This is a genomic window from Maridesulfovibrio salinus, assembly GCF_055394525.1.
Genome location: NZ_AP042461.1, coordinates 2,472,682 through 2,483,310 on the forward strand (window position 1 = coordinate 2,472,682; position 10,629 = coordinate 2,483,310).

The 10,629-nt window shown below is 49.4% G+C and carries 16 protein-coding genes; 15 read left to right on the plus strand and 1 reads right to left on the minus strand.

Translation table 11 applies throughout. From position 1 onward, the window contains the following. The first annotated feature begins 9 nt into the window (after window positions 1–9). From ACZ5PW_RS11260 to ACZ5PW_RS11290, 7 genes are all read left to right on the plus strand, one after another. Window positions 10–1,134 carry a hypothetical protein gene (locus ACZ5PW_RS11260; protein ID WP_464553484.1) on the plus strand — a complete coding sequence of 375 codons (1,125 nt, stop codon included), beginning with the start codon at window positions 10–12 and terminating at the stop codon, window positions 1,132–1,134. Further along, on the plus strand, window positions 1,094–1,504 hold the full coding sequence (locus tag ACZ5PW_RS11265) for a hypothetical protein (RefSeq protein WP_464553486.1): 411 nt from the start codon (window positions 1,094–1,096) through the stop codon (window positions 1,502–1,504). The genes ACZ5PW_RS11260 and ACZ5PW_RS11265 overlap by 41 nt, the downstream gene beginning before the upstream one ends. Window positions 1,505–1,717: 213 nt before the next feature. Next, window positions 1,718–2,161, plus strand: a complete 444-nt coding sequence (locus tag ACZ5PW_RS11270; protein WP_464553488.1) for a RusA family crossover junction endodeoxyribonuclease — start codon at window positions 1,718–1,720, stop codon at window positions 2,159–2,161. After that, window positions 2,158–2,373 carry a hypothetical protein gene (locus ACZ5PW_RS11275; protein ID WP_464553490.1) on the plus strand — a complete coding sequence of 72 codons (216 nt, stop codon included), beginning with the start codon at window positions 2,158–2,160 and terminating at the stop codon, window positions 2,371–2,373. The genes ACZ5PW_RS11270 and ACZ5PW_RS11275 overlap by 4 nt, the downstream gene beginning before the upstream one ends. Beyond that, complete coding sequence (locus tag ACZ5PW_RS11280) at window positions 2,367–2,534, plus strand: hypothetical protein (RefSeq protein ID WP_464553492.1); 168 nt, start codon at window positions 2,367–2,369, stop codon at window positions 2,532–2,534. Before ACZ5PW_RS11275 ends, ACZ5PW_RS11280 begins: the two co-directional genes overlap by 7 nt. Then, the gene (locus ACZ5PW_RS11285; RefSeq protein WP_464553494.1) at window positions 2,534–2,938 is read left to right on the plus strand and encodes a DUF5675 family protein; all 405 of its coding nucleotides are present in this window, start codon (window positions 2,534–2,536) and stop codon (window positions 2,936–2,938) included. Before ACZ5PW_RS11280 ends, ACZ5PW_RS11285 begins: the two co-directional genes overlap by 1 nt. After that, window positions 2,938–3,159: a DNA-binding protein gene (locus ACZ5PW_RS11290; protein WP_464553495.1), complete on the plus strand. Its 222-nt coding sequence runs from the start codon at window positions 2,938–2,940 to the stop codon at window positions 3,157–3,159. The genes ACZ5PW_RS11285 and ACZ5PW_RS11290 overlap by 1 nt, the downstream gene beginning before the upstream one ends. Here the strand turns inward: ACZ5PW_RS11290 and ACZ5PW_RS11295 are convergent. Next, the gene (locus ACZ5PW_RS11295) at window positions 3,143–4,552 is read right to left on the minus strand and encodes a KAP family P-loop NTPase fold protein (protein ID WP_464553497.1); all 1,410 of its coding nucleotides are present in this window, start codon (window positions 4,550–4,552) and stop codon (window positions 3,143–3,145) included. The genes ACZ5PW_RS11290 and ACZ5PW_RS11295 overlap by 17 nt on opposite strands. 419 nt (window positions 4,553–4,971) lie before the next feature. Between ACZ5PW_RS11295 and ACZ5PW_RS11300 the strand changes: the two genes are divergently transcribed. Genes ACZ5PW_RS11300 through ACZ5PW_RS11335 form a run of 8 tightly spaced genes read left to right on the plus strand, consistent with a single transcriptional unit; the run spans window position 4,972 to window position 10,628 of the window. After that, entirely contained in the window at window positions 4,972–5,139 is a 168-nt protein-coding gene (locus ACZ5PW_RS11300; protein WP_464553499.1) for a hypothetical protein, read from the plus strand. Further along, window positions 5,136–5,540 (plus strand): hypothetical protein, encoded by a 405-nt coding sequence (locus ACZ5PW_RS11305; protein ID WP_464553501.1) that lies wholly within the window; start codon window positions 5,136–5,138, stop codon window positions 5,538–5,540. Before ACZ5PW_RS11300 ends, ACZ5PW_RS11305 begins: the two co-directional genes overlap by 4 nt. Beyond that, window positions 5,540–5,734: a hypothetical protein gene (locus tag ACZ5PW_RS11310; RefSeq protein ID WP_464553502.1), complete on the plus strand. Its 195-nt coding sequence runs from the start codon at window positions 5,540–5,542 to the stop codon at window positions 5,732–5,734. Before ACZ5PW_RS11305 ends, ACZ5PW_RS11310 begins: the two co-directional genes overlap by 1 nt. A gap of 5 nt (window positions 5,735–5,739) precedes the next feature. Then, entirely contained in the window at window positions 5,740–6,033 is a 294-nt protein-coding gene (locus ACZ5PW_RS11315) for a phage holin family protein (protein ID WP_464553503.1), read from the plus strand. Beyond that, window positions 6,034–6,492, plus strand: a complete 459-nt coding sequence (locus tag ACZ5PW_RS11320; protein WP_464553504.1) for a hypothetical protein — start codon at window positions 6,034–6,036, stop codon at window positions 6,490–6,492. It abuts the gene before it with no gap. Continuing rightward, window positions 6,492–6,938, plus strand: coding sequence for a terminase small subunit (locus tag ACZ5PW_RS11325; RefSeq protein WP_464553505.1), 447 nt, complete (start codon window positions 6,492–6,494; stop codon window positions 6,936–6,938). Before ACZ5PW_RS11320 ends, ACZ5PW_RS11325 begins: the two co-directional genes overlap by 1 nt. After that, entirely contained in the window at window positions 6,919–8,427 is a 1,509-nt protein-coding gene (locus ACZ5PW_RS11330; RefSeq protein WP_464553506.1) for a hypothetical protein, read from the plus strand. The genes ACZ5PW_RS11325 and ACZ5PW_RS11330 overlap by 20 nt, the downstream gene beginning before the upstream one ends. After that, on the plus strand, window positions 8,427–10,628 hold the full coding sequence (locus ACZ5PW_RS11335; RefSeq protein WP_464553507.1) for a portal protein: 2,202 nt from the start codon (window positions 8,427–8,429) through the stop codon (window positions 10,626–10,628). Before ACZ5PW_RS11330 ends, ACZ5PW_RS11335 begins: the two co-directional genes overlap by 1 nt. The last annotated feature ends 1 nt before the right edge of the window (window position 10,629 follow it).

Consider the following 10,629-nt stretch of genomic DNA (forward strand, 5'->3'; position numbering starts at 1 on the left):
GGTGATGGTATGTATCGCGGTTACCTGAAGCTCTGGCGTAAAATCGAGGACTCCGTTTCATGGAGTCGCGGACTCGAATATCGGGGTCTGATCTGCTCAATTCTGGTGAGAACCAGTCGCAAGAAGACCGCTTTCCGAGGTGAAGATATTCAGCCAGGTCAGTTCGGAACCGTTATGTCCACATGGTGTGAGGAATTAGGCCTAAGTCGGCAGAAGCTCCAGAGAATGAGCAACCAACTTGTCGAAGATGGCTTTATTTCAGTCAAAAACGTGAGCAACCGATTTTCAATAATAAGTGTTTTAAATTGGGACAGTTATCAAGAGTCAAAAGCAGGCGGTCGGGCAACCACTGTAACAACCGATGAACCAACCAGCGGGCAACCAGTGGGCAACCACCGGGCAACCACTGTAACAACAGAACAAGAAGATAAGAATATAAGAACTAAGAATAAGAACCCCTATAGTCCCCAGAGTTCGCGGGAAATACCACCTCCTTCAACCGACAAAGATTTTTGTGGGGGAGGGGGAGAAGATTCCTCTCTCGCTGGAAGTCGTGAAGGCGGAACGAATCCTCGCGCCCAAGGGCAGTCTCCGAGGCAACAGGGAACCAATCCAAGAAATTTACAGCCTGCAGTTGTCCCCCGTGAAGGGCATCCGCAGGGAATCGTGCAGATGAATCCGAATAGCTCTTTCGAGCAGTTTTGGGATGTGTGGCTACAGGCTACCGCAGCAGCAATGAATCGACCTGACGGATCAGGCAAGGACGAAGGCAAGGAGGCTGCTTGGCTCGTTTGGGCTGAAAGGGAGAAGTTTCGACAGCTCCCCGGCTTGTCTGACCTCATGGACGGATTGATGAACCATTCCGAGTCCCACCAGTGGACCAAACAGGGAGGGCAATTCATTCCCTCGGCTGAGAATTGGCTAAAAAAGGGCAAGTGGGCCGACAAGCTACCAAAGGCGTGTGAGGTTGTTCAGCAAGGAGGAGACGGTCCTACGTACAACGGCATGAGGATTAACAGCGTAGCTCAAGGCCTCACGGCAGAGAATGACGCGATAGCAAGGCGAAAACTTGAAAAACTCAGGAGACAGCAAAATGACGGAAGCACCGTTGCTATTGGACAAGGTCAGGGATGAGCTGGAGAACATGAAGCTCATGTATCCTCATTCGCAAATCACTGCAGCGACAATTGAAATCACTGCTCCTATGTGGCTCAAGGACTGCCGGGACGAGGGAATGAGCGGAAAAGACTTTGAAGACGCTTGTTCTATGGCCCGCAGGAGCAGCCCCACGTTTCCCACTGTCGGCAAGGTCGTGAAAGCTCACCGTGAGCTCATGGCGGGGTCAAGATCGGTGAACAAACCGAAAGAGCTTCCTGTGCCACAGATCAGCGAAGAGCAGCGGAAACGGAATGCTCAGCATTGCCGAAATCTGTTGGAAGCATTGAAGAATGACTTTAAGTCACCGGAGCAGAAGAGGGACCGTCGGGATTACCCTGCGGCCTAGTCCCGCTAGACTTTTGTAGACCATGACTGTCGAGGAGATGAAAACCAGACATCCGGATTTTTGCGAGAAATATTGCTGTTGCTGGAATAAAGGCTTTAAGGGCAGGCCTTGGTGTTACGGAGTGGACAGACACGCAGATCAGTGTCGCTGGAGCCGGAAAGCGATAACGAAATATCTCTGCGAAAAGCGGATTGAACTTAGGAGGCCGATTAGATGCAAGTTTTAAAATTCACTATCCCCATAACCCCAGTGGGCCAAATGAGAGCACGGCATTCGAGAAGAGGCACATACAAAGACCCGAAGCAGCGTCAGCGAGAAGAGCATTTAAATTTGCTTATCAAGCGCTATCGCCCTCCAGAGCCCTTGAAAGGCCCCTTGCTGATGGGGGCACGTGTTTATCTTCCGATCCCTAAGTCTAAAACCAAGAAATGGAAAGAACAGGCCCGTGCGGGACTTATTCGCCCCGTTGTAAAGCCGGATCTGGACAATGCCATGAAGCATCTCAAGGACTGTATGGAGCAAATGGGCTTCTTCGGCAATGATATGCAGATCGTTGGCTACCTGCCGGAGACTGGGAAATATTACTCGGACAATCCAAGGTGGGAGATTGAATTGAGGCCGTGGATTCCTGAGATGGGATTACTGGAGGTGGCGTGATGGAATGTCCTTATTGCGATGCAGAGCTTGAGCACCATGACAGCTTCGGCAGAATTGCCAGTCATCAGGACGGCAAAGTCCTCGGCGATATTTATATATGCCCGAATGGAGCAGAACAGGACGGATCTTGCGATTCGGAATGCCATTCTGCAGGGTCTTTTTACACCTTCCGGGACCGTGAGGACGATCTGCGGGAAGGATACCCGTGCTAGGCGGTCGTATGCCTAACACCCTGCACAACATAACGCTGCTGGTAATGACTGCCGTGCTCTGTCTGTCCGCAACCTACGGCGTTAGGATCGTGAGTTACAAGGTCATGTTCGAGAACCAGGTTCGGGAAACTGTTTTGGAAGTTTTGGAGGAAGGGAAGTAATGCGGAGAGTTGAATTAATCCGAGTTGAGCAGACTGAAGAGGCGACCATAGGCGTACTTGTTGTTGACGGGGAGAGCATCTGCTGGACCCTTGAAGAACCATGGCGACAGAACAAGCAGAACGTCTCCTGCATCCCTATAGGCCGCTATCCGTTGGTGTTGGAATATTCCCCCAGCAAGAGGCAGAAGCTATGGACGATCAAGGACGTTCCGGACAGGTCATACGTAAGAATCCACCGGGGAAACACCGTGGACGACACCGAGGGCTGTCCGCTGACCGGATCAACTCCCGGTGTACTGAACGGGAAAAGGGCGGTACTTGGCAGCAGGAAGGCTTTTATCCGGTTCATGAGTGGAATGGCAGACGAGAAAGAAGCTGAAATTCTGGTGCGGAAGGTGGCGTGATGACTGACAACATAACGTTTCCTCTCGTCCTAAAAGGGGCAAAAGCTATATGTGAAGCGGTAGACGAGAACCCCAAGCAGATAGCCTGCCTCGTGAAAAATGAGGGGCTACCTGCTTGGCGTAGGTCGGATAAGGATTCATGGAGAGCTAGACCGGAGGCTCTTCGGGATTGGGTTGAGGAGCAAGAAAGGAAGTATTTGGGGGCTATTCAATCTTTTTAAACTCATCCGTCAAATCTAGATTTTTAAATACAAAGTCTTGGAATGTTACTTTGTTATTGGTGTAGAATTGCCTATAGAAAGGACCTGCATCTCCATGTTGTTTGTCATTCAAAGTATATGTGGTATGCACATTTTTATTTTTGATGCCTTCACAAAAAGAAAGTAGGCCATTTAAATTTCCTCTTTGGTTGAGTTCTCCAGATGGAACTTCTAAAAGTGCCCCTTTTTTAAGGTCACAATATTTTGCAGGATCTGTATGCTTGGTTACGCATATAAAAACAATTATAGATATTGGGAAGCTGGTGAACTCTATTTTTCTAAATAAGATTGATGATGATTGAAATATTTTTTCGATATCACGCAGTCTCAGTTGTTTTAGGATCGCAAGTTTTGAAAATTCATCTATAAATTTTCTTTGTCCTAATTCGAAAGAAGAAGGCTTTACGTTACCATGATTAACATAGCAGTTTTCTTCTACTACACTAAAAACTGACTTTGCTAGGAATTTTATAAATTTTTTGTTATCTGGATCGGGCAAAGAATATTCATAGTCGATAAATCTTCGTAGATAACCTTCTGAATCGATTTCTCCGTAGAGAGCCTTTACTGTGTTACACAATTGTTCTCTGTCAGTTGAAAGAACAAAGATAACTCCATCAACATCGAACAAATGTTTTATAGACTCCAGAAGTTCTACTGCATATGTAGGACGACACCTATCAAGTTCGTCTATAAATATGTACAACGGAGGAGTGTCTTCACCTCCTCTTAATTCTGTTGCAATGTCTGCAAGTTGAGTCCGAAAGTCTTCTAATTCTGATTTGCTTGTCGTAAATGAGTTGATTGTCTTTTCGACTATCTTCGTCGCTGGGGTACTAATAGAGCTAGATCCAGGCAAAAAACATTCTGATATTCCTGCTACAGATGGAGTTATATATGGTGTTATTGATTTGGTGTTTCTAGAGCAAAACGATGTAAACTTATCTTTAAGTTTTTTAAGTTTATCAGAGATAGGCGAATCATCAGTAGTTAGTTTTGCAAATCTTTTTAATTCATCTTCTATCTCTGCAAAGAGTGAAACCATTGGTACACCTGAGAAGTCATGTTTCCAGGCATTAAAGAACACGCTTGCCCTCTGATACTTTTCATCTGTTTTGTCTTTTTCTTTGGGCTTAGCAATTTTTTCAAATGGACTTTGGAGATAGTTGTGCCACATCCGTACATACGATGTCTTACCTGATCCCCACGGTGAATTAAGTGTCAAAACATATGGATTACGAATGAGGTCTGTGAATTCGGTAATCCTCCGGATGTCAGCTTCTCGATCAAGCATATCTCCACCAAAAGGGTCATCTCTTGTTGGGTCGAGTTCTTTATTTTTTCTTCCAAACATTATTGCTCTTCCTTGTAGTGTTGCTAATCTTTTAATCAAAGGTTCACTTAGCACGATAGCTGTCAAGGGTAAATGGTTGTCCTCACAAGGTAACTATCCACCCTTACAAGGTAATTCTCCGCTTTGTCCCTAAACCACAGGTTATAATCTTCGCTACACATCCAAGAGGCCCGTGACCCTCCTCTGGTTCGCTCTGGGTGGCTTCTCCATCCGGCTACCTGTTCCGACCACGATAACGGCACGGGCAACTTGGAAAACATTTAGCGGGGATAACATGCGGTCCATCCTCCAGCACCATTGCAACGCCTTACATGTCTCGGCCCGACTCCTCGATTGGGGATTCAGGCCGGGCTTTGTTGCGTGGTTTGCTCCGAAATGGGAACGGGCTGTCCATCCCCTGATCTACAGGAGAAGGCAAAGTGAGTGAAATTAACGTTGCAGAGGCTGCCGGAGCCGCAATCGCCATTTGCGCTGTTGTGTCTGCTGTCTGGCCTGAACCCAAGAATCCTGTACTCCGCACTGTCTGGCAGATCGTGAACATGATCGGGGCAAATGTAGGCAAGGCCAAGAATAAAGGAGATAAATGATGCGTAAATACTCCATTCTGACGCTGCTCCTGCTTATTGCCATGTTCGCCCAAGGTTGCTCAAGCAAGCCTGTTCACATCATTGGTGTTTCCCCGGAGATGCAGGAAACCGAGCGCTTTATCCGTACAAGCCAGATCACTCTCGATAAGGCTGATTCCGCAAGGGATATCGCCTTTGAAACCGTTATCGGTCTTTATAAGGCCGGTGAAGTTTCCGAGGACGATTTTGCTACCGCTATCAAGGCCAGCAAAAGTTTTGATCTTGCATTCGATAAGGCCGGTGAAGCCCTGATGGACTACCGACTGGCTATTGATCGCGGCGAAAATCCTGACAAATCCCTCGTCGAAACGGCCCTCAAAAAACTGGATGAAGTCCTGCTCGAACTGCAAGGAGGAGTCTGATGGTCATTAGCGCACCTGAAGCAATTCTCATCGGAAGGGCTGTTGTTAAACTCGGCCAGGAAGGATTGGAAGCATACTGCGAAGCTATGAAAGAAAAGGCAGAACCTATCACTGTTGCCGATATACAGCAGCTTATCGATGACCACCGCAGCACCGAAGAGATTCTTGCCGCGCACGGGATCGAAAGGAAGTAGTTCTGGTGGAAAAAATAACGTCCGCCGCTTTCTGGATAAAAATGTCCATACCCATCCTCATATCTGTGCTTGGGGGGATCGTTCGGTCCCTCCAGCGCAGCAGTGATTGTTCGTGGAAGTCTCTGGCCGTCGGGACCCTTACATCATGTTTCACCGGCATTTGTGTCCATTTCCTCCTTGATGGGGTGGACCTTTCCGACGCAGTGAAAGCCGGGATCGTTGGCATCAGTAGTTTTGCTGGTGGTGACCTGCTCAGAGAGCTTTCAAACAAGGCATGCAAAATAGCTAAGGGGGAATAGATGGCAATCAACGTCTGGGGCCATTTCGGCAACAACATTTCTCGTGACCTGCTGGATATGTGCGTAGGCCGCAAGGTCGGCACAGGCATGAGTCGAGAGGTTTTCGAGTTCGGTCCAGATCCTTCGCTTGTCATCAAGTTTGAAACCACAGCCGGTTATTTCCAGAATGCTTTTGAGTTCGAAATCTGGAGCACGGTTAAAGACACCGAAGCGGCCAAGTGGTTCGCTCCGGTTCTGCGCATCAGCGATAACGGCAAGGTTCTCATCATGAAGAAGACTGAGCCGCTTGGATTAAACGAAGCGCCGGCAAAAATGCCGCACTTTTTCACTGATCTGAAAATACAGAATTTCGGCTGGCTTGACGGTCAGCTTGTTGCCCATGACTACGGCATTAATTTTCTGATTGAAAAAGGGACTAGCGGAAGGCTGGTTAAAGCTGACTGGTGGAAGGCTGAGTAATGGCAAGTAAGCGAGAAATATGGCTTGGTCACTACCTCGACCAGGGCAACCCGGACACATACCTCAACGCCGCAGAGTCTGCGAGGGCTGCCGGGTACAAGTGCGCCAAGGAGAACTTTAAGAAGATCGGCTACATCAACCGCCGGGAATGCGAGAAGCAAATCACTGACTGGCTTGATGATGCAGGTCTTTCCGAGAGTGCTTTAAAGCTAAAGCTTGTTTCACTGCTCGAGGCGAAAGAAACAAAGTTTTTTCAAAAGGATGGTCTCGTTAAAACAACAGTTGAGGTGGAGAATCTAGCTATTCAGCAAAAGGCGTTGGACATGGCTTTGAAAATGAAAGGCCTTTATGCGCCGGAGAAAAAGAAAATTGAATTTGAGGATGAAGCAGTGGTCGGATTCTTCGAAAGGATGATGGGGGTTACTGATGACCCTGGAGGAGATTAAACAGAACGTTCAGAGCAAGAAATGGAGACTTGAGAACCTTTACTACATCAAGGACGTAAAGGGGCAGGAGGTCAAGTTTAAGCCCAACTGGGCGCAAAACCGTTTCAATAACGGTGCTCATTCCCGAAACATCATCCTCAAAGCAAGGCAGCTCGGATTAACAACCTTTGCTTGTATCGACGCTTTAGACGACTGCCTGTTCACCAAAAATTTCAAGGCTGGGATCATCGCCCATATAAAGGAAGATGCCCACGAGTTCTTTGAAGACAAGATCCAGTTTGCCTACGACAAGCTGCCCGCAGAAATAAGGGCGGCAAATCCGGCAACAACGGACAAGGCTGGGAAGCTGGCTTTTGCAAACGGTTCCTCGATCAGGGTTTCGACCTCTTTCCGTTCAGGGACACTGCAACGGCTGCATGTCTCTGAGTTCGGTAAGATTTGCGCCAAGTATCCCAAGAAGGCCAAGGAAATCATCACCGGGGCTTTGAACGCCGTCCATACCGGGATGCGGGTGGACATTGAGTCTACAGCTGAAGGGAGACTCGGTAAGTTTTATGAGCTTTGCACCGAGGCTGAAAACCTCCAGCTTTCCGGCGGCAGATTGACTGATGAGGATTTCAAGTTCTGGTTTTTCCCTTGGTTCCAGCATCCCGAATATCGGCTGGATCCTAAAGGGGTTCAGATAACCAAAGAGATGCAGGACTACTTCGAGAAAATCGAAGGCAAGACCAGCATAACCCTGAGTCCGGAACAAAAGGCTTGGTACATCAAGCGATACAGCATTCTTGGCGACGACATGAAACAGGAGTTTCCGTCCACTCCTGAAGAGGCTTTTGAGCAGACCATTGAAGGCGCCTACTTCACCAGTCAGTTCAGGAAAATTCGGAAAGAAGGGCGGATTTGTCGGGTTCCTGTTCAGGGTGGTGTGGCCGTTGATACTTACTGGGACTTGGGAATGAACGACTTGATGGCAGTCTGGTTTGTCCAGGTCGTAGGCAGGGAATGCAGGTTCATTGATTACTACGAGAATTCCGGAGAAGGCTTGGAGTTTTATGCAAGGGTTCTTCAGGAGAAGCGAATCGAAAGAGACTTCTTCTACGGAACCCACTACGGGCCTCACGACTTGGCAGTTCAAGGGATGAATTCAGGGATTAGCAGAGTCGCCCGGTGGAAACAGCTCGGATATGACTTTGAAGTGGTTGAGCGGGTCAGCAATAAGGCGGACTCCATTGAGGCTGCCCGTAACGCCCTGAGTCTTTGCTGGTTTGATGAAGAGCATTGCTCTTTAGGGCTCCAGAGACTCGAAGGATACAGAAAGAAATTTAACGACGTGCTCGGGACTTATTCATCGAGCCCCCTGCATGACATCTGCTCAAACGGGGCAGACGCCTTTCAGCAGTTTGCAATGGCTTGCCCGGTGTTCGGGGTGAAGGGGACGAAAGGCATGGCCCGTAAGGTCGTCAAAAAATCACGGAGAGGCTGGACATAATGCAACAGCAAAGAAGTACGAATCCCCCGCAGGCGCTTAAGCTTGGCATGCTCAACGTTGTGCCGAACTCCGTACTCATTGAACAGGAGCAGGCAGAAGCACAGCGCAGGGCGGATATACGCCAGAACAGACCTGAAATAGTCGGTCTGGCTGCTCATGTTCAGTCGTGCTGGCAGGCCGCCAAACAAGCAAAACAGCCCATCGAAAAGCGCATGCTGAAATGTGCCCGTGCCATCAAGGGCGAATATGAACCTGAGGTTCTGGCGGATATCAAAGAGGTGGGCGGCGCTGAGGTTTACATGATGTTGACTGCTGAGAAATGTCGCGCGGCCTCTTCATGGATTCGTGACATTCTTATGCAGCCCGGCGAAGAGCCTTGGGGGATTGACCCGACTCCCATGCCGGACCTTCCTCCCGAAGTGGCCGAGGACGTTGCCCGGCGTGTCCAGATGGAGGCTTTGAGTCTGCTTCAGCAGGACGTTCAGATGTTCCAGCAGGTCACAGGTCAGGCTGCTACTCATCAGGACGTAGAGGAGTATCTGGCAGAAGTTCAGCCACAGATTATGGAGCGGTTCAAGACTATTTATGATGAGCAGCTTCAGGCCATGACCAAGGAGGCCAAGCTTCGCGCCAACAGAGCGGAAGCCAGGATGAAGGACATCGCGGTCGAAAGCAATTTTTCCGATGCTCTGGACGAAGCCATAGACGACATCACCGGGTCTCTGGCCGGGTTCGTCTACGGACCTCTGGTGGTCAAGAAGAAGCAGTTGAACTGGAAGCAGGACGGCTCAGGGCAATCCCGTGCCGAAGTCACTGAAAAGCTGGTGATGACCTTCCGGCGCATTTCTCCCTTTGATGTGTATCCGTCACCCTCTGCAACCAGCATCGAGGACGGGGATATCATTATCAAGCACCGTATGACCCGCAAGGCATTGACGGCCATGATCGGGGTCAAGTCCTTTGATGACGGCGCAATCAGGAATGTCCTTAACAACTACGGCCATGGAATGACCAACTGGCTGGCCATGGACAATGAACAGACCCGGGAAAGACTTGAGGATCGTGGGCAGGTTGTCTCTGATCCGTCCGGTAAAATAGATGTCCTTCAATATTTCGGGTCAGTGCAGGGGCGTCTGCTGATTCAGCACGGCGTACCGATAGAGCGGGTTCCTGATCCTCTGGCCGAGTATGACGCTGAAGTGTGGCTGTGTGGTTCCTACGTACTCAAGGCTACTCTTAATGGTGATCCTCTGGGCCGCAAGCCGCTTTACAAGGCATCATTTGAAAACGTTGCAGGTTCGTTCTGGGGCCGGGGTGTCCCGGAGATGATCGAGGACTGCCAGCGTATAGCTAACTCTGCCGTGCGAAACATGGTCGATAATATGGGACTGGCATCCGGTCCCATGGCTGGGGTTGACGTTGGCGCTATGCCCGAAGGCGAAGACATCACCGACATGCATCCGTGGAAAATCTTTCAGTTCAACATGAAAAATGTCCCCACCGGGCGGGCTCCTATCTGGTTTTTTCAGCCGAATTCAAATGTTTCTGAGTTGATGAAGGTTTACGAGTTCTATTCAGGGCAGGCCGACAGTCAGTCGGGCGTTCCAAAATATTCCTATGGCACAGGCAAGACTCAAGGTGCAGCAGGTACAAGCTCGGGGCTTGCCATGCTGATCAGTAACGCTGCCCGTGGAATCAAAGCTGTAATCCGGAACATGGATAAAGGTGTAATCAGGCCCCCGGTTGTAGCTCTTTATGATTGGGTGATGCTTTATCAGCCTGATCCGGCCTTGCAGGGAGATTGCAAGGTTGTCGCCCGCGGATCTTCCGCACTGGTCGCCAAGGAGCAGCAGGCAGTACGTCGCAATGAAGCCATGCAGATTGTCCTTAACAGCCCGCCGGTACTGCAAATGATTGGACCTGAAGGGTTGGCCGAGTTCCTGCGCAAGTTCTTTCAGTCGCTGGATATCGGGGCTGACGACATTGTTCCTCGTAAGGAAGAGATAGCCGCCCAGAACAACAAAGACATGATTATTCAGCAGCTGACAATGCAATTACAGCAGCTCCAGCAGATGCTTGGAGGCGGACAGCAGCAGAACATACAGCAAGAGCAGCCGCAGCAGATCTCCTTGGGAAGAGCTGTGAATGAGGTCGGAGCGGTTCAAGGCGGCATGGACGCAAACCTTTTTCCCGGAGGCTGAT

What these genes read in the sequence shown, in the direction of transcription:
- ACZ5PW_RS11335 (WP_464553507.1), top strand. Translation starts at nt 8,427, where the DNA reads ATGCAACAGCAAAGAAGTACGAATCCCCCGCAGGCGCTTAAGCTTGGC.
- ACZ5PW_RS11270 (WP_464553488.1), top strand. Translation starts at nt 1,718, where the DNA reads ATGCAAGTTTTAAAATTCACTATCCCCATAACCCCAGTGGGCCAAATG.
- ACZ5PW_RS11285 (WP_464553494.1), top strand. Translation starts at nt 2,534, where the DNA reads ATGCGGAGAGTTGAATTAATCCGAGTTGAGCAGACTGAAGAGGCGACC.
- ACZ5PW_RS11320 (WP_464553504.1), top strand. Translation starts at nt 6,034, where the DNA reads ATGGCAATCAACGTCTGGGGCCATTTCGGCAACAACATTTCTCGTGAC.
- ACZ5PW_RS11310 (WP_464553502.1), top strand. Translation starts at nt 5,540, where the DNA reads ATGGTCATTAGCGCACCTGAAGCAATTCTCATCGGAAGGGCTGTTGTT.
- ACZ5PW_RS11290 (WP_464553495.1), top strand. Translation starts at nt 2,938, where the DNA reads ATGACTGACAACATAACGTTTCCTCTCGTCCTAAAAGGGGCAAAAGCT.
- ACZ5PW_RS11295 (WP_464553497.1), bottom strand. Translation starts at nt 4,552, where the DNA reads ATGTTTGGAAGAAAAAATAAAGAACTCGACCCAACAAGAGATGACCCT.
- ACZ5PW_RS11325 (WP_464553505.1), top strand. Translation starts at nt 6,492, where the DNA reads ATGGCAAGTAAGCGAGAAATATGGCTTGGTCACTACCTCGACCAGGGC.
- ACZ5PW_RS11305 (WP_464553501.1), top strand. Translation starts at nt 5,136, where the DNA reads ATGATGCGTAAATACTCCATTCTGACGCTGCTCCTGCTTATTGCCATG.
- ACZ5PW_RS11260 (WP_464553484.1), top strand. Translation starts at nt 10, where the DNA reads ATGTATCGCGGTTACCTGAAGCTCTGGCGTAAAATCGAGGACTCCGTT.
- ACZ5PW_RS11265 (WP_464553486.1), top strand. Translation starts at nt 1,094, where the DNA reads ATGACGGAAGCACCGTTGCTATTGGACAAGGTCAGGGATGAGCTGGAG.
- ACZ5PW_RS11330 (WP_464553506.1), top strand. Translation starts at nt 6,919, where the DNA reads ATGACCCTGGAGGAGATTAAACAGAACGTTCAGAGCAAGAAATGGAGA.